General features: G+C 61.4%; 22 protein-coding genes. 8 read left to right on the forward strand and 14 right to left on the reverse strand.

The genetic code is table 11. The features are described 5' to 3' along the window. Positions 1 to 140 precede the first annotated feature (140 nt). From purH to prmA, 5 genes are all read right to left on the reverse strand, one after another. A complete protein-coding gene (purH, locus tag AACY42_RS08340; protein ID WP_339478509.1) occupies positions 141 to 1,748 on the reverse strand; it encodes a bifunctional phosphoribosylaminoimidazolecarboxamide formyltransferase/IMP cyclohydrolase in 1,608 nt (535 codons plus the stop codon). A gap of 82 nt (positions 1,749 to 1,830) precedes the next feature. Next, positions 1,831 to 2,151, reverse strand: a complete 321-nt coding sequence (gene fis / locus AACY42_RS08345) for a DNA-binding transcriptional regulator Fis (protein WP_003186237.1) — start codon at positions 2,149 to 2,151, stop codon at positions 1,831 to 1,833. Beyond that, on the reverse strand, positions 2,148 to 3,155 hold the full coding sequence (dusB, locus tag AACY42_RS08350; RefSeq protein ID WP_057448329.1) for a tRNA dihydrouridine synthase DusB: 1,008 nt from the start codon (positions 3,153 to 3,155) through the stop codon (positions 2,148 to 2,150). The genes fis and dusB overlap by 4 nt, the downstream gene beginning before the upstream one ends. Positions 3,156 to 3,340: 185 nt before the next feature. Then, a complete protein-coding gene (locus AACY42_RS08355) occupies positions 3,341 to 4,567 on the reverse strand; it encodes a DUF3426 domain-containing protein (RefSeq protein ID WP_339478514.1) in 1,227 nt (408 codons plus the stop codon). Positions 4,568 to 4,597: 30 nt separating this feature from the next. Then, positions 4,598 to 5,476 carry a 50S ribosomal protein L11 methyltransferase gene (gene prmA / locus AACY42_RS08360; protein WP_339478517.1) on the reverse strand — a complete coding sequence of 293 codons (879 nt, stop codon included), beginning with the start codon at positions 5,474 to 5,476 and terminating at the stop codon, positions 4,598 to 4,600. Between the two features lie 193 nt (positions 5,477 to 5,669). Here prmA and AACY42_RS08365 point away from each other — a divergent pair, with 193 nt between their 5' ends. Together AACY42_RS08365 and AACY42_RS08370 are read left to right on the forward strand one after the other, a co-directional pair. Beyond that, entirely contained in the window at positions 5,670 to 8,924 is a 3,255-nt protein-coding gene (locus AACY42_RS08365) for a dermonecrotic toxin domain-containing protein (RefSeq protein ID WP_339478519.1), read from the forward strand. Positions 8,925 to 8,934: 10 nt separating this feature from the next. Next, a complete protein-coding gene (locus tag AACY42_RS08370; RefSeq protein WP_339478520.1) occupies positions 8,935 to 9,642 on the forward strand; it encodes a hypothetical protein in 708 nt (235 codons plus the stop codon). Between the two features lie 80 nt (positions 9,643 to 9,722). Here the strand turns inward: AACY42_RS08370 and accC are convergent, their stop codons facing one another. The 7 genes from accC to AACY42_RS08405 all read right to left on the reverse strand — a co-directional run bounded on the left by accC (position 9,723) and on the right by AACY42_RS08405 (position 17,156). After that, the gene (accC, locus tag AACY42_RS08375; protein ID WP_339478522.1) at positions 9,723 to 11,078 is read right to left on the reverse strand and encodes an acetyl-CoA carboxylase biotin carboxylase subunit; all 1,356 of its coding nucleotides are present in this window, start codon (positions 11,076 to 11,078) and stop codon (positions 9,723 to 9,725) included. Positions 11,079 to 11,095: 17 nt separating this feature from the next. Further along, the gene (gene accB / locus AACY42_RS08380) at positions 11,096 to 11,560 is read right to left on the reverse strand and encodes an acetyl-CoA carboxylase biotin carboxyl carrier protein (protein ID WP_339478524.1); all 465 of its coding nucleotides are present in this window, start codon (positions 11,558 to 11,560) and stop codon (positions 11,096 to 11,098) included. A 48-nt stretch (positions 11,561 to 11,608) separates the two neighbouring features. Beyond that, positions 11,609 to 12,061 carry a type II 3-dehydroquinate dehydratase gene (aroQ, locus tag AACY42_RS08385; protein WP_214913524.1) on the reverse strand — a complete coding sequence of 151 codons (453 nt, stop codon included), beginning with the start codon at positions 12,059 to 12,061 and terminating at the stop codon, positions 11,609 to 11,611. Between the two features lie 384 nt (positions 12,062 to 12,445). Continuing rightward, a complete protein-coding gene (locus AACY42_RS08390) occupies positions 12,446 to 12,898 on the reverse strand; it encodes a hypothetical protein (protein WP_339478528.1) in 453 nt (150 codons plus the stop codon). Beyond that, complete coding sequence (locus AACY42_RS08395) at positions 12,876 to 13,259, reverse strand: polymorphic toxin type 44 domain-containing protein (protein WP_339478529.1); 384 nt, start codon at positions 13,257 to 13,259, stop codon at positions 12,876 to 12,878. Before AACY42_RS08395 ends, AACY42_RS08390 begins: the two co-directional genes overlap by 23 nt. A gap of 227 nt (positions 13,260 to 13,486) precedes the next feature. Then, positions 13,487 to 15,433 (reverse strand): methyl-accepting chemotaxis protein, encoded by a 1,947-nt coding sequence (locus AACY42_RS08400; RefSeq protein ID WP_339478531.1) that lies wholly within the window; start codon positions 15,431 to 15,433, stop codon positions 13,487 to 13,489. A 52-nt stretch (positions 15,434 to 15,485) separates the two neighbouring features. Then, positions 15,486 to 17,156: a GGDEF domain-containing response regulator gene (locus AACY42_RS08405; protein ID WP_339478532.1), complete on the reverse strand. Its 1,671-nt coding sequence runs from the start codon at positions 17,154 to 17,156 to the stop codon at positions 15,486 to 15,488. A gap of 284 nt (positions 17,157 to 17,440) precedes the next feature. Here AACY42_RS08405 and AACY42_RS08410 point away from each other — a divergent pair, with 284 nt between their 5' ends. The 6 genes from AACY42_RS08410 (at position 17,441) to AACY42_RS08435 (ending at position 24,266) form a co-directional block, all read left to right on the forward strand. Next, positions 17,441 to 18,508 (forward strand): DUF2333 family protein, encoded by a 1,068-nt coding sequence (locus tag AACY42_RS08410; RefSeq protein ID WP_339478533.1) that lies wholly within the window; start codon positions 17,441 to 17,443, stop codon positions 18,506 to 18,508. Between the two features lie 3 nt (positions 18,509 to 18,511). After that, entirely contained in the window at positions 18,512 to 19,069 is a 558-nt protein-coding gene (locus tag AACY42_RS08415) for an NUDIX hydrolase (RefSeq protein ID WP_339478535.1), read from the forward strand. Between the two features lie 169 nt (positions 19,070 to 19,238). Continuing rightward, positions 19,239 to 19,610: a translation initiation factor Sui1 gene (locus tag AACY42_RS08420; protein WP_339478537.1), complete on the forward strand. Its 372-nt coding sequence runs from the start codon at positions 19,239 to 19,241 to the stop codon at positions 19,608 to 19,610. A 211-nt stretch (positions 19,611 to 19,821) separates the two neighbouring features. After that, on the forward strand, positions 19,822 to 21,735 hold the full coding sequence (speA, locus tag AACY42_RS08425; RefSeq protein ID WP_339478539.1) for an arginine decarboxylase: 1,914 nt from the start codon (positions 19,822 to 19,824) through the stop codon (positions 21,733 to 21,735). A gap of 429 nt (positions 21,736 to 22,164) precedes the next feature. Further along, positions 22,165 to 23,472, forward strand: coding sequence for a type VI secretion system Vgr family protein (locus AACY42_RS08430; RefSeq protein WP_339478540.1), 1,308 nt, complete (start codon positions 22,165 to 22,167; stop codon positions 23,470 to 23,472). After that, entirely contained in the window at positions 23,469 to 24,266 is a 798-nt protein-coding gene (locus AACY42_RS08435) for a DUF4123 domain-containing protein (RefSeq protein WP_339478542.1), read from the forward strand. The genes AACY42_RS08430 and AACY42_RS08435 overlap by 4 nt, the downstream gene beginning before the upstream one ends. A 3-nt stretch (positions 24,267 to 24,269) precedes the next feature. On the opposite strand, the gene AACY42_RS08440 is transcribed toward AACY42_RS08435, so the two are convergent. Together AACY42_RS08440 and AACY42_RS08445 are read right to left on the reverse strand one after the other, a co-directional pair. Next, the gene (locus AACY42_RS08440; protein WP_339478544.1) at positions 24,270 to 25,619 is read right to left on the reverse strand and encodes an MATE family efflux transporter; all 1,350 of its coding nucleotides are present in this window, start codon (positions 25,617 to 25,619) and stop codon (positions 24,270 to 24,272) included. Positions 25,620 to 25,828: 209 nt separating this feature from the next. Continuing rightward, positions 25,829 to 26,122, reverse strand: a complete 294-nt coding sequence (locus AACY42_RS08445) for a hypothetical protein (RefSeq protein ID WP_339478545.1) — start codon at positions 26,120 to 26,122, stop codon at positions 25,829 to 25,831. Between the last annotated feature and the right edge of the window lie 96 nt (positions 26,123 to 26,218).

Raw genomic sequence — 26,218 nt, forward strand, 5'->3', positions numbered from 1 at the left:
CAAAACTGTGGGAGGCGCTGCAATCCCCTGTAGGCGCTGACGAGTGAAACGCGGCTGCGATCTTTGATTTTGCTTTTCACAGCCAGATCAAAAGATCGCAGCCCGTTTCACTTGTCAGCTCCTACAAGGGGAGCGGTGTATCAGTGACGGAAGTGGCGCATGCCCGTAAAGACCATCGCGATACCGGCTTCATCGGCAGCCGCAATCACTTCACTGTCACGCATCGAACCGCCCGGTTGGATCACCGCGGTGATACCGACCTTGGCCGCGTTGTCGATGCCGTCGCGGAACGGGAAGAACGCATCGGAGGCCATGACCGCACCTTGTACCTGCAAACCGGCGTGTTCAGCTTTGATGGCGGCGATGCGGGCCGAGTTCACGCGACTCATCTGGCCGGCGCCGACACCGATGGTCTGGCGGTTCTTGGCGTAGACGATGGCGTTGGACTTGACGTACTTGGCGACTTTCCAAGCGAAGATCAGGTCGTTGATTTCCTGCTCGCTCGGGGCGCGCTTGGTCACCACTTTCAGGTCTTCGCTACCGATCATGCCGATATCGCGGCTCTGTACCAGCAGGCCGCCATTGACGCGCTTGTAGTCCCAGGCCGGCGCACGGTTGGCATCCCACTGACCGCAGGCCAGCAGGCGCACGTTGGCCTTGGCGGCAACAATGGCGCGGGCTTCTTCAGTGACCGAAGGGGCGATGATCACTTCGACGAACTGACGCTCGACGATGGCCTTGGCGGTCTCGGCGTCCAGTTCACGGTTGAAGGCGATGATGCCGCCGAACGCCGACTCGGTGTCGGTGGCGTAGGCCAGTTCGTAGGCCTGGCGGATGCCGCCCTCGGCGTCCGGGCTCACCGCCACGCCGCACGGGTTGGCGTGCTTGACGATGACGCAGGCCGGCTTGACGAAGCTCTTCACGCACTCCAGCGCGGCGTCGGTGTCGGCCACGTTGTTGAACGACAGTTCCTTGCCTTGCAGCTGGGTGGCGGTGGCAATGCCGACTTCGGCAGGCTTGGCCTCCACGTAGAACGCCGCGCTCTGGTGCGGGTTCTCGCCGTAGCGCATTTCCTGGGCCTTGACGAACTGGGTGTTGAAGGTGCGCGGGAATTCGCTGCGACCTTCGGTCGACAGGGTCTCAGCAGCCTGGTTCACGGTGCCCATGTAGTTGGCGATCATGCCGTCGTAGGCAGCGGTGTGTTCGAACGCCTTGAGCATCAGGTCGAAACGCTGGGCGTAGGTCAGGCCGCCGGCCTTGAGGTTTTCCAGCACGCTGGCGTAGTCACTGGCGTTGACCACGATGGCCACGTCCTTGTGGTTCTTGGCCGCCGAGCGGACCATGGTCGGGCCGCCGATGTCGATGTTCTCGATGGCGGTCGGCAGGTCGCAGCCGGGCTTGTTGATGGTGGCTTCGAACGGGTAGAGGTTGACCGCTACCAGGTCGATCGGCTTGATGCCGTGTTCGTTCATGATGGCGTCGTCGATGCCGCGACGGCCGAGGATCCCGCCGTGGATTTTCGGATGCAGGGTCTTGACCCGACCGTCCATCATTTCTGCAAAACCGGTGTAGTCCGCGACTTCCACTGCGGCGACGCCGTTGTCCTGCAGCAGCTTGAAGGTCCCGCCGGTGGAGAGAATCTCGACGCCCAGCTGTTGCAACTCGCGGGCGAATTCGAGAATTCCGGTCTTGTCGGAGACGCTGATCAGGGCGCGGCGGATCGGCAGGCGGGTGGTCTGGTCGGTCATTTCAATTTCCATCAAAAGCAAGGGAAGTCAGCAAAAAAGGCGACCGTTTTTACGCGGGCGCCTTTCTGGTTTGATTGAATGCTTACAGCAGATCGTACTGCTTGAGTTTCTTGCGCAGGGTGCCGCGGTTCAGGCCCAGCAGCTCACTGGCCTTGGTCTGGTTGCCCTTGACGTAGTTCATCACGCTTTCGAGCAGAGGCGCCTCGACTTCGGAAAGCACCAGGTTGTACACATCCGTGACGGCAGCGCCCTCAAGGTGGGCGAAATAATTGTGCAGCGCCTTCTCGACACTCCCGCGAAGGGTCTGGCCTTCTTCGCTGGGCGTATTGAGGTGCTGTTTCAAATTCACGTTGTCGCTCACGGGTGTTGTTCCACTCACTAAAGTCTCGGTCATCATCGTCATGCGGCCACCCCTTCGTCCCCTGTCAGGCTCTTGTAACGTTCAGCGAAGAACGCCTGAACGTCGGCGCATTGTGCTTGCGTACCATCCAAACGATTGAAACGGGCGCGAAACTCCCTGGCGCCCGGCAGGGTTGCGAGATACCAGCCCACATGCTTGCGAGCGATGCGTACGCCCATGACTTCTCCGTAGAAGGCATGTAGCGCGGCCAGATGCTCTAGCAGAATACGTTCCACCTCGGACAACTGCGGCGCCGCAAGCTTTTCGCCAGTGCGCAGGAAGTGTTCGATCTCACGAAAAATCCATGGCCGCCCCTGGGCGGCCCGGCCGATCAACAGGCCATCGGCACCGGTCGCGTCGAGCACGTACCGGGCCTTCTCGGGCGAATCGACGTCGCCATTGGCAAACACCGGAATCGACACGGCCTGCTTGATCGCGGCGATGGTGTCGTACTCGGCTTCGCCGGTGTACAGGTCGGCGCGGGTGCGGCCGTGGACCGCCAGCGCCGTGATGCCCGCCTGTTCGGCGATCTTCGCCACCACCAGGCCATTCTTGTTCTCCCGGTCCCAGCCGGTGCGGATCTTCAGGGTCACCGGTACATCGACCGCGGCGACGACCGCCTGCAGGATCTCGGTGACCAGCGCTTCATCTTTCAACAGTGCAGAGCCGGCGGCCTTGTTGCAGACCTTTTTCGCCGGACAGCCCATGTTGATGTCGATGATCTGCGCCCCCAGCTCGACGTTCGCCCGGGCCGCCTCCGCCAGCATCTGTGCGTCGCCACCGGCGATCTGCACCGAGCGGGGCTCGGGATCACCTTCGTGGATCATGCGCAGACGCGATTTGCGGGTGTTCCACAAACTCATGTCGCTGGTGACCATTTCCGAAACCACCAATCCTGCACCCAACCGCTTGCACAGTTGACGAAAGGGCTGGTCGGTGACCCCCGCCATAGGAGCGAGAATCAGGCCGTTCTGCAATGTATATGGGCCGATGCGTACCGCCGACATAGGACTTCCCTGAAGTGGGGCCGGATCATGAGACTTCGAAAAAGGGTTGGCATGATACCCGCTCTCGATGACTGGATAAAGATCGAATTGGATAAAATCTGAACAGCTATTTTGTTATCGCCAGCGGTTTGGTCTGGCTGGGGTCAGTCAGAAAGCTGCCGTCAATTGGTCGACCCTGGCAGGATTCATTCAGGGGAATGGAAGCTCAGGCTGTAGTTCACCGCTTTGGGGCCAGGGTCGAGGATATCCAGCGCGATGTGAATGGGCGTCTGGGGCGGCATTTCGCCGCGGTCCTGGAGGTCGCCGCCCAGGTATTCCCCGGGCTTGAAGCGACGGCTGGCGATCAGGTGCCCGTTGAGGTCGGCAAAGCGCAGCTCCAGCAACGGAAAAGGTTGGGAGAAGGGCGCACGGTTGTAGATGATCGCGTCCACCACCAAGGCGCCGCTGAACTCCGGATGGCTGCGCACCACTAGGTTGCTGCTCTTGATCTTGGCGATGTCGACCTTGGACGGTACTTCGCAGCCGATGGTCGGACAGATTTGCAGGAACCACGGCCGGTACTGGTCCTGGCGGGCCATTTCTTCGAAATGGTAGGCGATGTACTGGCCGCCCAGGGCTGCGGCGGCGAGCAGTATCAGCAGGGCCCACAACAAGCGTCGGCCCCAGGGCGAGCGGCGTTTGCGCCAGTCCAGTTGCAGCGGGTCGTCGTCCAGGTCGTGGAGGGCCTCGGCGCGTATCCCTGGCTCCTGGCGTTCGCGTGACTTGCGAAGTGGCACCGGTTGCTCGGGTTCGTCGTCGTGGTCGTCGGTGGCGGACAGGCGCTCGAGGTGTTCGTCGGGCTCGTCGTCCGGCGCCAGGTGGAGTGGGGCGCCAGGCTCGTCGTCTGGTTCCAGTGGTTCAAGGGCCAGGGACAGCGACGGCTCGGTGCGTGGTGGCCGGGCCGGCTCGTGGGGCTCGAACGGTTCGACAGGGGTATCGAGGATGGCGTCGGCGCGTTCGCTCAAGGTTTCGCTGTACAGGCTGTCGGGCCAGGCTTGCTGCTCGCTGGAGAGCGAGTCGCGCTGCGCGCTCAGGTTGTCTTCCCGGCGCCGGCCAGTGTTTCCCGGCGCGCGATTGTCGCGCCGCTCCAGGCGCGCCAGTTCCTTGTCCAGGTCATCCAGATCCAGCTCGGCGGCGCTCCATTGTTTCTGGCTGATCGCCCGAGGCAGGGCTTCGTCCTCCGGTTTGGAGGGCGGCGCGACAGCAGGCGTCGCTTGCTTGGCGGTGCGTTGTTCCAGCAACTGTCGTGCGGCATTGAACACTTGCAGGCACGAGCCGCAACGAACCACCCCGCGGGCCACACTCAATTGAGTATGGCTGACGCGAAAACGGGTATGGCAATGCGGGCACTGGGTGACGAAACTGTCAGTCATGCGGCAATCCGGTGGATACAGGCGCTCATTCTAGCGCCGACGTCCGGTGATGCGCACCCAGCCATCGCGATTGGCGATCGGGTCCAGGTCAAAGTCCGCGGCATAAGCGGCGGCGACTTCTGCACCCTGTTCGGCCAAGATACCCGACAGCGCCAGGCGTCCGCCCGGTTTGACCAGGCTCGACAGTTGCGGCGCCAGGGACACTAGCGGGCCGGCGAGGATGTTGGCCACCAGCACGTCGGCCTGGACCTGTGGCAAGTCCTGCGGCAAGTACAGTGGGAATAGGGCTTCGGCAATGTTGTTGCGCCCGGCGTTGTCGCGGGAGGCTTCCAGGGCCTGGACGTCGATGTCGGTGCCAACCGCTTCCCTGGCGCCCAGCAGGAGCGCGGCAATCGCCAGGATCCCCGAGCCGCAGCCGAAGTCGAGTACGTTGCAGCCCTTCAGCTCCTGGCCGTCGAGCCATTCCAGGCACAGTGCGGTGGTCGGGTGGGTGCCGGTGCCGAACGCCAGGCCCGGGTCCAGCAGCAGGTTGACCGCGTCCGGTTCTGGCGCGGCGTGCCAGCTTGGGACGATCCACAGGCGCTGGCCGAAACGCATCGGCTGGAAGTTGTCCATCCAGCTGCGTTCCCAGTCCTGGTCCTCTATCACTTCACTGTGATGCTCGGGCAGCGGGCTGCCGGTCAGCAGCTCCAGATGGGCCAGCACGCTGGCTGCCTCGGTCCCGTCTTCGAATAGGGCCAGCAGGTGGGTGTGGGACCACAGTGGGGTGGTGTTGAGCTCCGGCTCGAAGATCGGCTGGTCTTCGGCGTCCATGAAGGTTACCGATACGGCGCCTACTTCAAGAAACGCGTCTTCGTAGGTTTCGGCTTGTTCCGGGCTGATGGCCAGACGTACTTGCAGCCAAGGCATGGCGGGCACCTTTGGAAAAAATCTAGAGGGGGCAGCGCAGGGCTGCAAAGGCGCGCAGTGTACGCCAGGTCGCGGGCAAAGTGGATAAGCGAGTCTCGCGCCGTCCGGGTGGGTGTTTCGATATATATATGTATGCCATGGGCGTATCGCCGGGCGGATAAGGTGCCGGTCCACACAGCAGGGAGGAATGTGTATGGACATCACTGCCGAACGGCACAGCAACATGGCGCGCACGGGGCTGGTCTCTTCCCCGCAGGCGGCGACTGCACACGTGACCCTGGAGAAATTGACGCGTTGGCAAGTGGCTATCGACGCGCGACTGCAAACCCAGATGAGCTTGCTGGAGGTGCTGGAAGAGTACCTGCTGGTCGAGCTGCGCACCCATTATCACCAAGGCAACATCGATCCACACTTCATTGGCACTCTGCTCGACACGGTGTTGCAGCGCATGATCGACCAGGCGCCTGTGGTTTATGACGAAGAGCAGGATTTGCCCTACCGTTGGCCCGAGGGAGTAGACCTGGGGTTCGCCCCCGAGCGTCGTGAGTACGTTGCCCTGGCGGTGGAAAGTGCGGCGCTGAGGTTTGTCAGTCACTACAAGGACTATCTGCGACGGCATTGGCGAATGGCGTCGCAGGACGCCTCGCTCGAAGCGTTGGTCAGGCAAAGACTCGATGAGCATCGGGTCGCGGTCGACGGGCTTTTCCAGCCTGACCATCTGGCCGGCCTGGACGTCGATGAGTTGCGAGAACAGCTCGAAGAGCTCCAGGACGCCTGGCGCCAGACGAGTCGCTTGATCGCGTTGGCAACAACCCGTGAGCGCCGGGATCTTGGAGCGCTCGCGCGATTGCAATTGCCGCATTGGCTGCGGGGCTTGAGCAATCCGGATCGTGAACGGCTGCGGGCGTTTGAAAACCAGGCCGCGCTGGCGCAGGTACAAGTCGATGAACTGGTCGATGACCTGGTTTCGCTGCGGGCCTTCGCTCGGCAATTGACCAGGGACTATGTCAGGGATGAATTGGACATGGTGGTCGAACCCGACAGCATTCGCGTGCAGTTACAGTGGCGAACGGTGATGGGGCAGCCGGTGCACACTTACCGCCTGAGTGAACTGGTGGCGGCAGGCCCGGTACGGCCGGACGCGGTGTCGGTGTTCCTGGTGGAAAATGGTGGCATGCTGCGTAACCAGTCCCTTTCGCCAGCTTTCATTGGCCGATTGCTGGCGAACGTCGATGCGCCTGCCGGGTACCTGCAAGCACTGGCCGACCGATATGAGCGGGCGGACCTGAAAGAGGCCATGCTCGATTGGTTTTTGGCGCGCCTGCAGCGCAGTGCGTTTATCGCGCGTTGTGCGGGCCAGTTGTCGGCGACCGGCCATGACGCTCTCCGTGCCCTATGGGAGGGTGATGTCGCGACGCCAGCCGCCAGCGTGTGGCGTGTCGCCGGCCTTGTGCTTCCCAATGGCCTGAAGTGTGCCGATCTTCTTCTGTTCTACCGCGAAGACTTGGGCGACGACGTCAGCGGCTTGCTGCTGTATGCCCCCGGCAAGCCCGATGGCCAGGAATGGGTCGAATTGACCTCGCTTCGGGCGCTGAGCGGGGAGGTCGGTGCCTGGACCCAAAACGAAGCCGGTCGCGAGTATCTGCTGCAGCAACTCTCTGCGACCGATCATGGGCGAGCCCGGGAATACTTTGCCGGCGTGGCGGAAAAACCAGCCTCGTGGGACCTGGGCAAAGACCTCAGGGGGGCGGTCAGCGGTTTCAGGGCCGGTCTTCAGAACACGGTCTTGACCGGCCTGGCCAATAACCTGGCGCAGGTGGAACTGAATGAGTCGCCTCGCTGGTACTCGGCGTTGCCCCTTGAGTCCCGACGCAACATCAGCGGCTTGAACCAGGAGGTTCTGGTTCAGCGGCAGGTATTCGATGAGCAACTGGCCGACTATGAAGTCTTCATCGACTTCGCCAAGCGTACCTTCGCCCATTCGATTACGCCTTACCTGCATAGCAAGGGGGTGCTTGAAGCGGTCGATCCGGCCACGGTCTTCATTGACTACAGCCCGGGGCTTGCCGCCGAGAAAAAAACGGCCAGCCTGCTGGACCTTGCCATCTTCGGATACGAGCACAACGCGGATATCGACGACCCCGCAAAAGGCGTGCGTTCTTCTGTCGGGCAGGACTTGAGGCAGGTTCGCAGCGCCGAACTGGCGTCATACATTCGCGCGGCTTACCTGGGGGAGCGATACGCCAGGCACATCCGCGCCAGTTTCCTCGATGCCAAGGCCACGGAGTATCCGAGGCGCCGTGAGGCTTACCGTTACATGCTGTTGGCCAGGATGGACCGTGACCTGCGTGTGGCCCATGGCAAGTCGATATTGAACACCGATGAATTCCAGTGGCTCACCCGGCAAGTCACGTTGCTGAGCGATGGGAACTCTGCGAACGGCGCCACGCACCCCGGCGCTGCCGTGACGCGCGAAGGTGTAATCAAGTTGACGGTCGGCGGTCATGTCGTGCAAGGCGTCTACGTTTTCACCTACTTCGATCCGAAGGCCTTTTATTGGTTGTACACCCCCGACGCTCCGGATGGGGTCCTGTTTCGCAAGTACCTGGATTTTTCCGGGAGCGTCGCAGCACAACTGCATGGTTACGTACTGGAGCGGGTTGCACTCACCGCGCGTGCCGCTGTAGGGCGTTCGCTGGTGGCTCTGGCCGCCGGGAACACGCGTGTCGATACATTGCGCGAACTCAATCGGGTGATGGATATCAGCGCTGAATTCGATGCTTGCATCGAGCGCGCTGTCACCGATGTGGAGGACATCACCACAAGTCGTGCTGAAATGATCAGGGATCAGGTGTTCAAGGGCCTGATCTTCGCGGCGGCTCCTGTGTGCATGGTCTACCCCCCCGTTTGCCTTGTTGCTGGACATTGGCTTGGTGGCGGTCAGTGCCGGGCAGGCGGTCGAGGCGCATGGGCAAGGCGACACGGAAGGCGCGCTTGGCCACTGGCTGGCTGCGACCTGGGGGACGCTGTTCGCTACGCTCGGTGCCGCAAGCATGACCAGGCTACTAGGGCGCGCGGCGAGGAGCCTGAAGCTTGCGGTGAAACCGCTGTCGTTGTCCGCTCAACGCTTGAGGCGCTCGACATCGGGCATCGCCAAAGAGGCTGGGCCGGTGATCCCGCCCATCCGCGTGAAGCCGCAGCAGGCGGTCAGCAGAACACCGGAGCACTTGCAGCCGGTGACCGAGGAGGGGATTTTTTTTGGCACCTATCGCAGTCCATCCAGCGCAACGCAACCGCGAGGCGCTCACTACATCCGGAGCAAGGGCCGGTACTATCAGGTGATGGAGGATCCCTACTTCGGCGGGTTATGCCTGGTGGATGCCAGGCGTCCCGGCGCGTTGTACAAGCTGCCCATCCGCAGGCTGGCGAATGGCAAATGGGCCCATAACAAGGTTGGCTTGAGAGGCGGCAATGACCATGTGCGCAACCTCGGGCGAGTGGGGGAGCTGCGGGAGGCGTTTCCCGGGCATGTCTTCCCGGACGTGACGAGGGGGGCGTTGCAGGGCGAAGCCATGGTGGCGAGGTTCAGCGAGGCGGCGGACAACTATCTGTTCTCGCTGAATGCGCAAACGTGCGTGATCGCTTCGTTGTACAACCCGACCACCAAGGTTGGGGCGGTCATTCATTTCGATCACAACATCCGTACGCTGATCGAGCGCAGTGTTCGCGATGTGACGCGGCGCCTGGGGGGATCGCCCAAGGATATTCGTGCCACGCTGGTGGGTGGGGACTGGCTGACGGGGGCCGACATTGGCGAGCCGGTCCGGTTGGTGATGAGGCGCCAGGGTCTGCAGCCCACCTGGGATCACTGGTCGTATTCTTCCTGCTTTGGGAATAACTATGGTGTTGCGCTGGATCTGCGCAGTGGTATCACCTCAGTGTTCAAGACCTCGCAGAGTCAGGTCGAACGCTACTACGTACCCGTGCTGGCGAGGGCTAAGCAGGGCTCTGATCCGGTATCGATACGTACGCGCGGGTTCATGACGCGCTTGCGCAGCGAACCGTTGGTGGCCAATGCCAACGGTGCCGTTCGCACCCATCAGGGGCGGCCGGCGACGGCGGCGCAACTGGCCTTGCAGGAATTCTCTACGGTGATGCTGAGCTGATGTTCTTGCCAGCATCGTGAACGACAGGCAAAAAAAGACCCCGGCCAATGGACCGGGGTCTTTTTACATCACTTGAAGCATCAGTGCTGGTTGCCCAGCTTGTGCTCCAGGTAATGGATGTTGACGCCGCCTTTGCAGAAGCCTTCGTCACGTACGAGGTCGCGGTGCAGCGGGATGTTGGTCTTGATCCCGTCAACCACGATTTCGTCCAGCGCATTGCGCATGCGCGCCATGGCTTCGTCACGGGTTGCCCCGTAGGTGATCAGCTTGCCGATCAACGAATCGTAGTTCGGCGGAACCGCATAACCGCTGTACAGGTGCGAGTCGACGCGAACGCCATTGCCGCCCGGGGCATGGAAATGCTTGACCGTGCCTGGGCTTGGCATGAAGGTTTTCGGGTCTTCGGCGTTGATCCGGCACTCCAGCGAATGGCCGCGGATGACCACGTCATCCTGGGTGAGCGACAGCTTGTTGCCGGCGGCGATGCTGAGCATCTCCTTGACGATGTCGATACCAGTGACCATTTCCGAAACCGGGTGCTCCACCTGAACACGGGTGTTCATTTCGATGAAGTAGAAACGACCGTTCTCGTACAGGAACTCGAAGGTACCGGCGCCGCGATAGCCGATGTCGATGCAAGCCTTGACGCAACGCGCCAGGACTTCCTCGCGAGCCTGCTCGTCGATGCCCGGTGCCGGCGCTTCTTCGAGGACCTTCTGGTGACGACGTTGCAGCGAGCAGTCGCGGTCGCCCAGATGGATTGCCTGGCCCTGGCCGTCGGACAGCACCTGGACTTCGACGTGACGTGGGTTGGTCAGGAATTTTTCCAGGTAGACCATCGGGTTGCCGAACGCCGCGCCAGCTTCGGAGCGGGTCAGTTTCGCCGAGGAAATCAGGTCTTCTTCCTTGTGTACCACGCGCATGCCGCGACCGCCGCCGCCGCCAGCGGCCTTGATGATCACCGGATAACCGACTTCGCGACCGATGCGCAAAGCGGTTTCTTCGTCTTCAGGCAGTGGGCCATCGGAACCCGGAACGGTTGGCACACCCGCCGCGATCATGGCGTGCTTGGCCGAAACCTTGTCGCCCATCAGGCGAATGGTGTCGGCTTTCGGGCCAATGAAGGCAAAACCGGAATTTTCGACCTGTTCGGCGAAGTCGGCGTTTTCCGCCAGGAAGCCGTAGCCAGGGTGAATGGCGGTAGCGCCGGTCACTTCGGCAGCGGCGATGATCGCCGGGATGTGCAGGTAGGAGTGCGCAGCCGACGCCGGACCGATGCAGACGGATTCGTCCGCCAGGCCCAGGTGCATCAGTTCTTTGTCGGCCTTGGAGTAAACGGCGACGGTCTTGATGCCCATCTCTTTGCAGGCACGCAGAATCCGCAGGGCGATCTCACCGCGGTTAGCGATCAGAACTTTTTCCAACTTCGCAGTCATCAAAGGCTCTCCGCGGTTCAAACGATGGTGAACAGCGGTTGGTCATACTCAACCGGCTGGCCGTCTTCGACGAGGATGGACTCGATCACACCGCTGGTTTCAGCTTCGATGTGGTTCATCATCTTCATGGCTTCGACGATGCACAGGGTGTCGCCTTTCTTCACGGTCTGGCCGACTTCAACGAAGGACGGCGAGGATGGCGAAGACTTGCGATAGAACGTGCCCACCATTGGCGAACGGGCGACAGTGCCGTTGAGCGCTGGCGCAGCCGGTGCGGCTGGCGCTGCTGCGGCAACCGGTGCTGCTGCAGGAGCTGGCGCGACGGCCGGAGCCTGCATCGGTGCCGGTGCATAGAACTGCTGGGCCGGGGTCTTGCTGTGGCGGCTGATGCGTACGGACTCTTCGCCTTCCTTGATCTCAAGCTCGTCGATGCCGGACTCTTCCAGCAATTCGATCAATTTCTTAACTTTACGGATATCCATGAATCATCAACTCCCAAGGGTCGGTCAGGGGCGTTTAACGCTTGTGGTTCAAGCTGTTGCCTGTTTTTCAAGCTGCTCTAGGGCGGCCTCCAGGGCCAGCCGGTAACCGCTGGCGCCAAGGCCGCAGATCACTCCCACTGCTACATCGGAGAAGTAGGAGTGATGGCGGAAAGGTTCGCGTTTGTGCACGTTGGACAAATGCACTTCGATGAATGGGATGCTCACCGCCAGCAGCGCGTCACGTAATGCGACACTTGTGTGTGTAAAAGCTGCTGGATTGATCAAAATGAAATCCACGCCTTCGTCACGCGCGGCATGGATGCGGTCGATCAATTCATATTCGGCGTTGCTTTGCAGATAGAGCAAATGATGGCCGGCGTTGCGGGCCCGCTGCTCCAGGTCCTGGTTGATCTGGGCCAGTGTCACGGCGCCATAGACGCCCGGTTCACGGGTGCCCAGCAGGTTCAGGTTGGGTCCGTGCAGGACCAATAGGGTCGCCATCTGCTGTTCCTTGTTATCTGTGAGCAGGTATCAGAACCTGGCGACTATGCCGCAAAGCCTTTGTGACTGTCCAGTTCTCTGCAATAGCCAGCACGATGACCGATGTTTGCGCGAAATTTATGACTGGGGTCTTTGATCCGGTCATACGGTTGGAGCGGGCCTCCTGTGGGTGCCTGCTCGCGATGACGGCGGCCCATTCAACCTCGATGCAAACTGATCCACTGCTTTCGCGTTCAAGCCCGCTCCCACAGGGATTTGTGGTGAGCACAAAATTTATGCCTGCTGAAGATCCAGTGTGGGAGCGGGCTTGCTTGCGAAGAGGGCGGTCCATTCAGCATCGATGCAAGGTGACCCATCGCTTTCGCGAGCAGGCTGCTCCTTCATTTAATCTGTAGGACTTGAACGCAAATAGATATTCACGGATGTGTAGTCGACACCATCGACATGTCGATAGAGGGTGTTGCTATGGTAGGCATAGACTTCCTTATCAACTGACACCGTAATCGTCGACTCCTGAATGTCGACAGTTATTGAGCCATCACGGGTGACAAGAAACGGCGTCGCGGTTTTCAATTCGGAAAGGATGTCACTGTCGGCTGCCAGAGTCCGATAGACGTAGTAGCGATAACTGAAAGGAACCGTCGCTCCACCACGATCATCCTTTACGCCATAGATAAATGCATCGTGGGACAAAGGTTTTCGTAAGACGATCTCTGTCAGTTGGGGCATATTCTGAGGGAAGAAGCATAGCCAACTGATGTAAGCCAGCGCGAGGGCAAGCAAAGCACACAAGACAGTGAGATAGGCGGGCTTTTTAGTAGTTTCTGAATTTGGCATATTTTATCCCCTCCTTGATCCATCGTTGATCTGCCGGATCGTCGCCGAAGGGGGCTTGCCCCCACCATGTACCGAACTCCGCCGCGGTTGTTCCTGCTCGACTTTGGGCCAGGCCTGCAGCCCGTAAAAGAACGTCTTCACTGAAGCCTGCTGCGGCTCCGGTGGCACCGTAGTTGAAATTTCCAAAGGCTTCATATTCGGCGGATAGTTTCTTGTAGTCCCAAGGGCCACGATTTCTGACTTGGGTATAAAACCAAGAGTAGATAAAAGCCGATCCAGCTTTCAGAACATTTTTCTTATGAAATGCCACTGCCACATTTTCTTCGACAGAAACATCGGGTGGCGACGCAGGTACCCTCATTGCATGCTCCTTTTGCAATTTCTTGAGGGGGTGGGAGCCTAGCATGAAGATCACCGTTACAAAATTCCGTAACCTGCTCCATGCGACAACCCCCATCGGTGCTGCGCAGCAGCCCCAAAACCATTCAAAACGGTGTATCGGAAAAAACAGTAGGCAGGTTTACGACTGCTGCGCAGCCGAGCGGGAGCAAGCGCCCTCGCCACAGTGATTCGTACAGTTTCTTGGTGTTAAACCCGAAACGCCTGCACTGCCGTATGCAGCCGCCCACCTAGCACCAGTAGGTTATCGCCCTGTTCCCGCCCCTGGCCGATGCGCAGCAGGTTGTCCCCGCCCAGTTGGTGAATCCGTTCGCTGTGATCGCGGATTTCGCTGACGGCGCCGCTTTGTTGGGCGGTGACGTCGGCGATGCGTACCGCCGTGTCGGCGATGGTCTGGATGGCGCCGACGATCTCATCCAGCGCGCCGTCGGCCGCTTGCGCCTGGTTGGCGGTGGCTTCGGCGTGTTCGACCTGGGTGCGCATGCCGTCCACCGATTGGCGTGCAGCCTGTTGCAGGCGGGCGATCAGCGTCTGGATTTCGGCGGTGGCGCCGGCCGTGCGTTGGGCCAGGGAGCGGACTTCTTCGGCCACCACCGCGAAGCCCCGGCCCATTTCCCCGGCGCGGGCGGCTTCGATGGCGGCGTTGAGGGCCAGCAGGTTGGTCTGGTCGGCAATCGAGCGAATCACGGTCAGCACACCGCCGATGGTGGCCGACTCCTCGGCCAGTTGTTCGATCATCTGTGCGTTGCCTTGCACTTCCCCCACCAGCGCGTGCAGGCCCGTGAGGCTCAGGCCGATGACTTTCTGTCCTTGCTCCACCGCATGCCCGGCGCTGCGGCTGGCGTCTGCGGCTTGGCTGGCATCGCCGGCCACTTGCTGGATCGTCGCTTCCAGTTCGCTGAGGGAGTCGCGGATCAGCGCCGTATCGCCAGCCTGATGCTCGGCCCCACTGTGCAGCTCGCCGCTCAGCTCGGCCAGGGTCCGGCTGCTACCCGCGACCTGCTCGGCGTTTACCCGAATGGTGCCCACCAGGTCCGCCAGGTAAGCGCGCAGACGATTGAGCGAAGCCTCGATGTCTTGCAATTCGCGGTTACTGGCGCCCACGTGGATATCGCGGCTGAAGTCGCCCTCGGCCCAGGTCGACAGGGCTGGAGCCAGGTGCGTCAAGGTACGGGCCAGGCGTCGCTGCAAGGTGTCGATGAGCAGCGCGATCAGCAGGATCAGGCCAATCATCACCCCTTGGATCAAGCGAACCTCTCCCTGGATCTGCCCATGCTGGGCCCGTACCGCCGGTTCCATGGCATCGATCGCCTGTTGCACGTCGGCGATTTTCAGGTGCGTGGCGCTGCTCAGTTCGGTGCGTTTCTGGATCAGTTCACGGGTACGGGCCAACTCTGCCGGGTAACGGCTGAGCAGGCTGTTGAGTTCGCGCTTGAGGGCGATACCAGCATCTTCGGCGACGGTTTTTTCCTGGCTTTCCAAACCCATCAGCGCAGCGAAATCATCGCTGCCTGATTCGCTGCTGGCGGTGACACCCAGCAGTGGCAGGCTGTCGAGGCGCTCGGCCTCTACACGGATGCTCGCCAGTTCCCGCTCGACGTCGGTGGCCAATTCGCTGTGGCCACTGCTGACCAGTTTGTCCCGCGTGAGGGACAACCGGCCCAGGTGCTGCGAAGCGGCAAACAAGGGTGGCAAGTAGGCCGGGGCGCCGTTGGCGTATTGGGCCAATTGGTCGAGGCTGGCGCTCAGTTCACGCTCGGCCTGTAGCAGCAAGGCCTGCGGATCGCCGGCTAGTTTACCGGCGGCCAGCAGATCAGTCTTGCTGAAACCATCGAGGTTCGACAGGCTCGGGCGCAGGGGCTTGGCCAGTGCCGGCGGGAACTGATCGAGGTCTTTCTGCAGGGTCTCCAGGGCCTGGGTGGCAGCACTCAGGCGCAAGGCGTCGCCGCTGGTCAGGTAGTCCTCGATGTTGCGAGCTACTTCGCCCTGGAACTGCCGCGACAGGCCGAGGTAGCGCTCCATCAGCAAGTAGGGCCGTTCCAGAGCGATCTGCGACCACCACAGCGTGGCCCCAAGGCCCACGCACACGGCAACGAGAAGAAGGGTGTTGAGATTGGTCAGCAGCTTCAGGCGCATCAAGGGTCTACCGGGGGCAGAATCGTAAGTGCCTGAATTTATTGCGCTTGCGTTACAGGTTTATGACCGAATCAGTCGATTCTGATGAAAAAGTGGCACTTTGCTTTGATTGACGAGCGCTCTGTACCCGGTTGCGCCCGGCGTGCTTGGCGCGGTACAGCGCTTCGTCCGCCTGGCTGGCCATCATCAGGCTGTCGGCGTCATCGCTCATTTCCACCACGCCGGCGCTGAAGGTGCACCACAAATCATGGGGTTGGGCCGGGTAGTGGATTTCGGCAAAGCGCTGGCGAATTTCATCCAGCACTTTGCAGGCGGCGTCGATGTCGGTGTCGGGCATGACGATGGCGAACTCTTCGCCGCCATAACGGCCGATGAAGTCGGTCTTGCGCAGGCGCTGCTTGAGAAACAGCGCCAGGCTCTTGATCACGCGGTCGCCCATGGGGTGGCCGTGGCTGTCGTTGACCCGTTTGAAATGGTCGATGTCGAGCATGGCGAAGCTCAGGGGCTTGCCTTCGCGACGAGCGCGGAAGCTGCAATCCTCCAGCAGTTGCAGGATATGGGTGTGGTTGTACAGGCCGGTGAGGCTGTCGCGCACCATCCGTGCCTTGAGGTTGCGCGCCCGGGCCGCACGGTTGCGCACCGTGGTGATCAGGTGTCGGGGCTTGATTGGTTTGGTGAGGAAGTCGTCGCCGCCTTCGCTCATGGCGTCGAGTTGCTTGTCCAGGTCGTCTTCGGCGGACAGGTAGATGATCGGCACGCTGACGTAGCGGTCGTTGTGGCGTATCACCTTGGCCAGTTCCGTGCCGGTGCAGGCCGGCATGTACATGTCGAGGATGATCAGGTCGGGCTGGAAGTCCGCCAGCTCGGCCATGGCCTGGATCGGCTCGATCAGCGTGCGGGTGATGATGCCGGCGCTGTTGAGCAGGCGTTCGGTGTGCATGGCCTGGGCGCGGGAGTCATCGATGATCAGCACTTTGTATGGATCGTACTGGGCGACGCAGGTCAGCACTTCGATTTTTTCCAGCAGGCTCGAGGCTTCGAGGGTGCCGGTGAGAAATTCCTGTCCGCCAGCGCGCACTGCGGCCAGGCGTGTCGGCGTGTCGGTTTCCAACAGACTGAAGAACAACAGCGGCAGCGGTTGTTCCAGGCCTTCCTGGGCTTCGGCGGCCAGTTTCAGGCCCGCACCGGGGCCGCTGAAATCCACATCCATGACAATCGCCGCTGGCAGGCGTTCGACCATCGAGGCGCGGAACGCCGCGACATTGTCCAGCGCCTGGGCGCTGAGGCCGAAGAACTCCAACTGTTTGGCCAGGCGCTCGGCGCGGTCATGGTCCTGCAGCAACACGTAGATGGGTTTGCGCAGCGGCGGCAGGAAGGTTTGTTCCAACTGGTCGCCATGGCGCAGGCCGGTACGAGACAAGCGCTGCATCAAGCGGTTGATTTCGGTGATCAGGTGGCTGCTCAAGCGCCCGCGATTGGCGTCCACAGCTTGCAGCGACTGGCTGATGCCTTGGGCCAACTGGGAGTGCTCGGGCTGTTCGAAGCGCTCGGCAAAGCGCAGCAGGCGTAGATTGGCTTCGCTGAGCTCCGACAGGTCGGTGTTTGACCACTCACTGCGTTGCAGGCGCTGCCAAATCTCCAGGATCTGACGAGCCTGATGAATTACCCGCTGGGCAAAGTGGTGCTTGAGGCGCTCACGGCTGGGGTCTTCTGGCTCGGTCATATCCTGACTACTAGTTAGGGTGCATGCTGAGATCGACTGGTGGCTCTATGCTAGCACCTCTTTTCATTTGCATGAGTGTCACACGTCAATAATCTGTCCAGTCGCGAAATTCAGTTTGCGACCGCCCAGTCTCGTAGGCCAACGGCAACGCTTCCTTTATAGTGCTGTTCGATTGCCCTGTCGCGCCCGGCATGATTGGCGCCGCATTATCGCGTTTCAAATCAGGCACGATGGCGTAGGGTTGTGGTCGAACCGAGAACTCAAGTGATTGAAGGGATATCACCATGCTGGACTGGAAAAAACGCGCGGGCAGCGCGCCTGAACGTGCCGCCGAGCCGAAATCGGACACCCGCAGCTTCTTGGGTGGGCTTTTTTTCAGCCGTGCACTGGCCACGCTGATCGGTCTTTACCTGCTGGTGACCATTGCCGTCGGCTGGTATTGGAGCCAGGAGCCCGCGCTGTTCCCTGTGCAGCAGAACGCCCAGGCCGCGGCCGAGAAAGATGGCCGGCAGATGGTGGTGGGCTACACCACGGTCGAAACGCTCAAGACGGTGGCCGAGACCCTGCTGAACAAGCCGGGTGGCTACATCTCCAACGATCGCTTCCCGCCTGGCCTATGGATGGACAACATGCCGAGCTGGGAATACGGCGTGTTGGTGCAGGTCCGCGACCTGAGCCGCGCCTTGCGCAAGGACTTTGCCCGTTCGCAGTCCCAATCCGCCGAGGACGCCGATCTGGCCAAGGCCGAGCCGCGCTTCAACTTCAACAACCGCAGTTGGGTGCTGCCCTCCAGCGAGTCGGAATACCAGGAAGGCATCAATTTACTGAGCCGCTATCAGGCGCGGCTGTCCGACCCGAGCCAGAAAAGCGCACTGTTCTACGCCCGCGCCGATAACCTGAACAACTGGCTGGGGGATGTCGGCACTCGCCTGGGTTCGTTGTCCCAACGCCTGTCGGCCAGCGTTGGTCGGGTCAAGCTCAACACCTCGCTGAAAACCGAAGTCTCGGTCCCAGGACAGGTGCCGCAGGTAGATGAAGAGGTGGTCGAGACCCCGTGGCTGCAAATCGATAACGTGTTCTATGAGGCCCGTGGCCAGGCGTGGGCGTTGTCGCACCTGCTGCGGGCCATCGAAGTGGACTTCGCCGATGTCCTGGCGAAAAAGAACGCCACCGTCAGCGTGCGGCAGATCATTCGTGAACTGGAAGCGTCCCAGGAACCGGTCTGGAGCCCGATGATCCTCAACGGCAGCGGCTTCGGTGTATTGGCGAACCACTCATTGGTCATGGCCAACTACATTTCCCGAGCCAACGCAGCGGTCATCGACTTGCGGCAACTGCTGAACCAGGGCTGATCGATGAATGAAAGCCCCCGGGAGGTCGCTCACCGAGTGGCCTCGGATGCCGAGCTGATCGCGTGGGTCGATGAGCAGGACAACCTGCTCGGCAGCCTGGTGCGTTCAGAATTGCGTGAGCGTGGCCTGATCGGACGGGGCACCTACATCATGCTGTTCAATTCGTCCGGGGAGCTGTGTGTTCACCGACGTACCCTGAGCAAGGCCATCTACCCCGGTTTCTGGGACGTGGCGGCGGGCGGCATGGTGCAGGCCGATGAGACCTACGCCGAGTCGGCTGCCCGTGAGCTGGCGGAGGAGCTGGGCGTGAGCGGTGTGGAACTGACCGCCCACGACCATTTTTATTTCGAAGACCCCGGCAGTCGCCTGTGGTGCTCGGCGTTCTCGGCGGTGTGGGACGGCCCGCTGGTCCTGCAACCCGAAGAAGTCCTCGAAGCGCGTTTCCTGCCGCTCGAACAGGTGCTCGATGAAATCCAGCGCAAGCCTTACTGCCCGGACTCCCTGGCGGCGCTTGAACGCTATTTGCGGGTCCATGGTGGCAGCGTCGCAAAGAAGCTATAAATTGGCGCTGATTGGCCCTTAGCAAGTCGGCTTTTTGCCGTTACACTGCGCGACTTTTCAAGCTGAACCGTGTCTGCGGTCCAGTAGCGCTGCCCCTGCCTGAGTGGGGTTTCGCGGTCGAGGCACGTTCTGTCCTCGACCAGTCTTTGTCCTCCCAAGAGGATTGCCGGTGGCCAAAAAAGCCGCATCCTTCGCCGCCCTGGGCGGCCTGGTATTTTCTACCGACGCGGGTCGTCATTGCCCTGATTGCCGTCAACCGGTGGATGCCTGCATCTGCAAGCAGACCGCCATCCCTACCGGTGACGGCATTGCGCGCGTGCGCCGTGAAAGCAAAGGGCGCGGCGGCAAAACGGTGACCACGATCACCGGCGTGCCGTTGGCAGAAGACGCGCTCAAGGAACTGGCCACTGCGTTGAAGAAACGTTGTGGCACCGGTGGTGCGTTGAAAGACGGCATCATCGAGATCCAGGGCGATCACGTCGAGCTGCTGCTGGCGGAACTGGCCAAGCACGGCTTCAAGGCAAAGAAATCCGGCGGCTAGCAGCTTCTGTGAAAACCACCCTCGGCTTGACCCGAACCCAACGTTCGAGGGCGCCCGCATGGTTTTCACAGAGCCTGTTCTGAACGGGTTTCTAAACTCATCGCTGGGAGCAGGGTCTACCTTGCTAACAGGCAATTCGTCATTTTCACTCTCTAGACTGCCCCAGCCTCCGACCGGATGGTGCATTTTGACTTCTTTATAGGGGACTTCGATGTCCGTACGACGCACACGCAAAGACGATGGCAGCCAATGGACAGTTGCGGACAGCCGCAGTGTTTACGGGATTCGCCATTGGGGGGCCGGGTATTTCGCGATCAATGAAGCCGGTCGCGTCGAAGTCCGTCCGAACGGTCCCGGCAGCTCGCCCATCGATCTGTTCGAGCAAGTCGACCAGTTGCGCCAGAGCGGCCTGTCGCTGCCCTTGCTGGTGCGCTTCCCTGACATCCTGCAAGACCGTGTGCGCCAGCTCACCGGCGCGTTTGACAGCAACATCGCGCGCCTGGAATACCAGAGCAAGTACACCGCGCTCTATCCGATCAAGGTTAACCAGCAGGAAGCGGTGATCGAAAACATCATCGCCACCCAGAACGTCTCCATCGGCCTGGAAGCCGGTTCCAAGCCGGAGCTGCTGGCGGTATTGGCCCTGGCACCGAAGGGCGGGACGATCGTCTGTAACGGTTACAAGGACCGCGAGTTCATCCGCCTGGCGCTGATGGGCCAGAAACTCGGACACAACGTCTTCATCGTCATCGAGAAAGAGTCCGAAGTTGGCTTGGTGATCGAAGAGGCCGCAGCGCTCAAGGTCAAGCCCCAGGTCGGCTTGCGCGTGCGCCTTTCGTCCCTGGCATCGAGCAAGTGGGCCGATACCGGTGGCGAGAAGTCCAAGTTCGGTTTGTCGGCCGCGCAACTGCTGTCGGTGGTCGAGCGCTTCCGCGCCGCCGGCCTGGACCAAGGCATTCGCCTGCTGCACTTCCATATGGGCTCGCAGATCGCCAACCTGGCGGACTACCAGCACGGCTTCAAGGAAGCGATCCGTTACTACGGTGAGCTGCGCAACCTCGGCCTGCCGGTTGATCACATCGACGTCGGCGGTGGCCTGGGCGTGGACTACGACGGCACGCACTCGCGCAATGCCAGTTCGATCAACTACGACATGGACGATTACGCCGGTGTCGTGGTCGGCATGCTCAAGGAGTTCTGCGATGCCCAGAGCCTGCCGCATCCGAACATCTTCTCCGAGAGCGGCCGCTCGCTGACCGCGCACCACGCCATGCTGGTGGTGCAGGTGACCGACGTCGAGAAGCACAACGACGACGTGCCGGTGATCGACAACAAGCAGGAACTGCCGGAAACCGTGCAATGGCTGGTTGACCTGCTGGGCCCGACCGATATCGAGATGGTCACCGAGACATACTGGCGCGCCACTCACTACATGAGCGACGTGGCGACCCAGTACGCCGACGGCAAGCTGACCCTGGCCGAAAAAGCCTTGGCCGAGCAGTGCTACTTTGCCGTGTGCCGTCGCCTGCACAACTCGTTGAAGGCACGCCAGCGTTCGCACCGCCAGGTGCTGGATGAGCTCAACGACAAGTTGGCCGACAAATACATCTGCAACTTCTCGGTGTTCCAGAGCCTGCCGGACACCTGGGCCATCGGCCAGGTGCTGCCGATCCTGCCGCTGCATCGCCTGGACGAAGAGCCGCTGCGCCGCGCCGTGCTGCAAGACCTGACCTGCGACTCCGACGGCAAGATCAAGCAGTACGTCGACGAGCAGAGCATCGAGACCAGCCTGCCGGTTCACGCGCTCAAGCCGGATGAAGACTATCTGCTGGGCATCTTCCTGGTGGGCGCCTACCAGGAAATCCTCGGTGACATGCATAACCTGTTCGGTGACACCGACTCGGTGAACATCTACCAGAACGCCGATGGCAGCGTGTACCACGCCGGTATCGAAACCCACGACACCATCGAGGACATGCTGCGCTACGTGCACCTGTCGCCGGAGGAGTTAATGACTCACTACCGCGACAAGTGTGCCAGCGCCCGCATCAGTGCTGCCGAACGTACCCAGTTCCTCGATGCCTTGCGCCTGGGGCTGACGCGTTCGTCCTATCTGTCTTCTTGATGGGGAAGTGAGCGCCTTTCGGGCAAGGTGCTGAGGGAGGCTTGCTCCCGCTCGGCTGTGCCCTGTAGGCGCTGCCGATGGCTGGGATCTTTTGATCTTTCGCTTGGGACTCAAGTGTTTGGGGAAAGATCGCAGCCTCGTTGCACTCGACAGCTCCTACGCAGCTCTTACGCAGTCCAGTTCGCCACAGGATTGCATCATCGGCACCGTCCTCCGGGGCTGTCAGAAAATGCACCGCATGTTGCGGGTTTTTTCGGACAGTCCCGGAGGGCGTTTTTATTTGTGCCGTCGTTATTTCTGTACGTCGGTGCATTTAACCGGCGATGTCCTTATTTCGTGTAGTCCCTTTCCTAACTTGTGCTTGGCCCCTCTACTCGACCATGGCTCTCGGCGAGAATCCCCGACCGCCCCTCCTGTAGAGAAACGCCGATGTCCGATCCAGCCAGCGAGCCAGTCTTTCGTCTGGAGATAGCCGGTCTGCCCGAGCCTGTTGACGTCGTGGCCTTCACGGGTAGCGAAACCATCAGTGAACCCTTCGTCTATGAGGCGCAACTGTTGTTGCGCGACGCGAACCTGGACCTGGCGGGGCTGTTATACCGCAGCGTCTGGTTGAGTTTCGGGGCCCCAGGCCGGGGTATTCATGGGCAGCTCCATGAGTTGGTCCAACACCGTCATGGCGCCGGCTGCCGGGTGCGTATCAGGCCGAAGCTGGCCTGTCTGACGCAGCGTTTCAGCCAGCGGGTCTTCAGCGCCCGTTCGGTGCCGCAGATCATTCGCCAGGTGCTCAAGGCCCATGGCATCAGTGGCCGCAGCCTGTGCCTGGATTTGAGTGGCGATTATCCACTGCAGGATTTCTGTACCCAGTATCGCGAGTCGGACCTGCAGTTCCTTCAACGTGTATGCGCCCAGGTGGGTATCCACTTTCATTTCGAACACACACGGGACGGGCATTGCCTGGTGTTCGCTGATCATCCGCACAGTTTCCCTCCGGCCGGTAAGGCGGTCTACGCGGACGAGGGCCCGATTGCCGCGGTGCGGTCCTTCAGCGTGCAAACCGAGGTGTCGGGGGAGCAGGTCGCCCAGGGTCGCAGCGACTTGATGAACCTGCACGGTGGTCAGGTGCTGACGTTGATGGCCCATCCGTTTGCCGGTTGGAACCGGCGCTGGCTGCTGACGCAGGTCGAGCACCGCGCGCAGGCGGGGGTGTATGACAATCATTTCAAGGCCATTCCCCGGGGCGCGCTGTTCGTGCCAGATGAGGTTCCGATAAAGCCGCGCATGGTGAGCCGGCAACGGGGCTGGGTCGTGGCGGTGGACGAGCCGGCGGAGCCGGGTGCGGGGCGCGTGGCAGTGCAGCTTGACTGGGCCTACCAGGGCGAAGGTTCCAGCCCCAGTCATTGCTGGCTGCCCTTGGCACCCGAACTGGTCGTGGGTGGAGCGGGCGCCCTGAGTGACGGCACCGAGGTACTGGTGAGCTTTATCGAAGGCGATCCGGATCGGCCAATGATCAGTGCATTTTTGAATGCGCCTGCCTCAGTAGAGGTTGTGGATGAGTTATCCACAGGCGGAACACGTAGACCATTGGTTGCCGATCCGGTCCTGTTGTCTGCAATCCAGGATGCCGAGCCGCTGGTCTTGTTGTGCTTGTTGCCCGAAGGCGGGCCGTTCAGCCCCTGCGCCCAGCCACTATGCACCTGCCGTATGCTCATGCGACGCGGTTCGGGCGTGGCTCGATGAATGCCGCGACCCTGTCTGGATCAACGCCGCAATGGCTGCTGCTCGACGTACCGAGTGCGCCTGGCGCTGCGCGGCTTGTGCACGCGCAGTTCGCCAAGGCCCGGTACTTTGCCTTGTTTGAAAATACCGAGTTGCAGGGGCTGCAAGAGCACGGTCCACTGTTGGTGGATCTGCGCCATTCGCCTGCGCTGGTCAGCCTTTGTCACTTGGACCCACGTTCCTGGCCGGGACTGTTGTTGGTCAGCCCATCGCCCGCTGCGCCATTGCTGGCGCATCTGCGACGCATGCTGACGGTGACCCTGGGTCTGCATCACAAAGCGTTGTTGAGCTATTACAACCCGCACATCGCCAGCTATTTCTTCGACGGTTGCAATCCTCAGGAGCTCAGTTGCTGGCTAGGCCCGATCAGTTCGTTGCGCTGGTTTGGTGGCACCTGGGCCGACCGGGCGATCGGTAGCCAGGGTTGGCAACAACTGTCCAACCCGGGGCTGCCGGTGGCGGCGCTGGAGAAAGAGCACGGCCTGAGCAACCGGCAGCAGGACCAGTTGCAACGATGCCTGCTGGAGCGTCACACCTGGCAGTGGTCCCGTTCTACCGGATGTGATTATCAGCGGCTCTGGGGGGATTTGCAGCAGGGCCTGGCGCTGGGGTTTACCGAGCGTGCGGTGCTCGACGACTGGCTGTGGCTGCGCCTGCAATACCCCGATGCCCGGCCAGTGCCAGGCCTGGTGGGCGGTTCGCAGCGCGAGCGGCTCGAGCATCTGCGTCGGCGCTGGCAGAGCAGCCAGGGTTGAACGTTAGTGGGCAGATGTGCCGAGCCAGCGGTCGTGGCGCTGCAAGTGCCAGGCGAAAGCACCGAGGGTCAGGCTGCGCAGGGCCATGAACAGCAGGAAGGTGATCCACAGCCCATGGTTGCCCAACCCTTGCAGTGTCCAGGCGATGGGCAGCACCAGCAGCAAGGTCAGCAGCATGCCGTTGCGCATTTCCCGGGCACGGGTGGCGCCGATGAACAGCCCGTCGAGCAAGTAACTCCAGACCGCAATCAGTGGCAGGGCTGCCAGGTATGGCAGGTAGCTATAAGCGGTGGCGCGCACGTCGGGAATGTCGGTCTGCATGTCAATGAACAGGTGACCTGCGCACAGGAACAGCAGTGCAAAGCCCAGGCTTGCGATCAACGACCAGCCGCACGCCACCACCAGCGAGCGACGCAGGGCCAGGCGGTCGCGGGCGCCAATGGCATGACCGCACAGCGCTTCGACGGCATGGGCCAGGCCGTCCAGGGCATGGGCTGTCAGCAACAGGCCGTTGAGCAGCAGGGCATTGGCCGCCACGGTCGCATCCCCCAGGCGTGCGCCTTGCACGGTGATCAGGAAAAACACCGCTTGCAGCGCCAGGCTGCGAATGAAAATGTCTCGGTTCACCGCCAGCAGTGGGCGCCAGCTCTGCCACAGCCCAAGGGCGGCCCAGGCGATCTGCCCGGGCCAGGCGCGCAGTGTGTTGCGGGCCAGGGCCAGGCCGACCAGCGCGCCGGTCCACTCGGCAATGACCGACGCCCGGGCCGACCCGGTCACGCCCCACTCCAGGCCGATCACGAACCATAGGTTCAGGGCGATGTTGACCAGGTTGGTCACTAGCAGGATCGCCAGCGGGGCACGGGCATTCTGGGCGCCGAGGAACCAGCCTACCAGCGCATAGCTGGCCAGCGCTGCCGGCAAGCCGAAGAGCCGGGTGTGGAAGAAGTCACGGGTCAACTGGTTGAGCTCGGCGGACGGCTGCATGAAGTGCAACGCCACGTCGCTCAACGGTACGCCGACGGCACCGAGCAGCACCGCCAACCCCAACGCCAACAACAGTCCTTGCAACAACACTTGTCGCAACGCTGCCCCATCATCACGCCCGGCAGCCTGGGCGGCGAACCCCGTGGTGCCCATGCGCAAGAAACCCATGGCCCACGCCAGCACCGTATACAAACTCGCCCCGACCGCCACGGCGCCTAGCTGATGAGCATGGGGCAGATGGCCGATGACGGCGCTGTCCACCAACGCCACCAGCGGTACGGAAATGTTCGAGAGAATCATCGGCGCAGCCAGCGCCCAGACCCGGCGATGGGTAAGGCGGTCGCGCCAGTCGGAGGTCAGGTTGGACATGCGGGCTCCTTGATGGAGCGCGATTGTAGCGGGTTCTCGCATTGATCGTTCCCTCGCTCCGCGTGGGAACGCCTCTAGGGACGCTCTGCGTTCGATCTGAAAAAATCTGTGGGAGCAAGGCCTGCCCGCGATGAAGATGACGCGGTCTTTCAGGGAACCGAGACGCCTGTATCACGAGCAAGCTTTGCTCCCACACAGTGCTCTTGGCCCTAGTGAATGATCCAACTCAACAACCACAACCCTAGCACCAGCCAGATGATGCCCATGACGATCGAGGCCCGCATGAACGCGCGGATGGCCGAGTAGAGCAGCATGAGCCCGAGGATCAGCGCGATGATGCTGATGATCGAGGTATCCATGCCCAGGGTGCGTGACAACCCATCGACGAAGTTGCCGCCAGCGTTGGCCAGGGTGTTGAACAAACCGCTGAGCAGGTCGACGATGAAACGGATCATCGAACCGAGCGCCTGGCCGAGCCATTCGAAAAAGCTTTCTACCTGCATATGTGCATCCTGATGGGAGGGGATCTGAGCCGTTGGCTCCTGATTGTAGGAGCTGTGGCGGCCGAGTTGGTTCGATTATGGGGCAAACCGTCGCTT

This window comes from Pseudomonas sp. RL_5y_Pfl2_73 (assembly GCF_963970515.1).
Lineage (GTDB): Bacteria > Pseudomonadota > Gammaproteobacteria > Pseudomonadales > Pseudomonadaceae > Aquipseudomonas.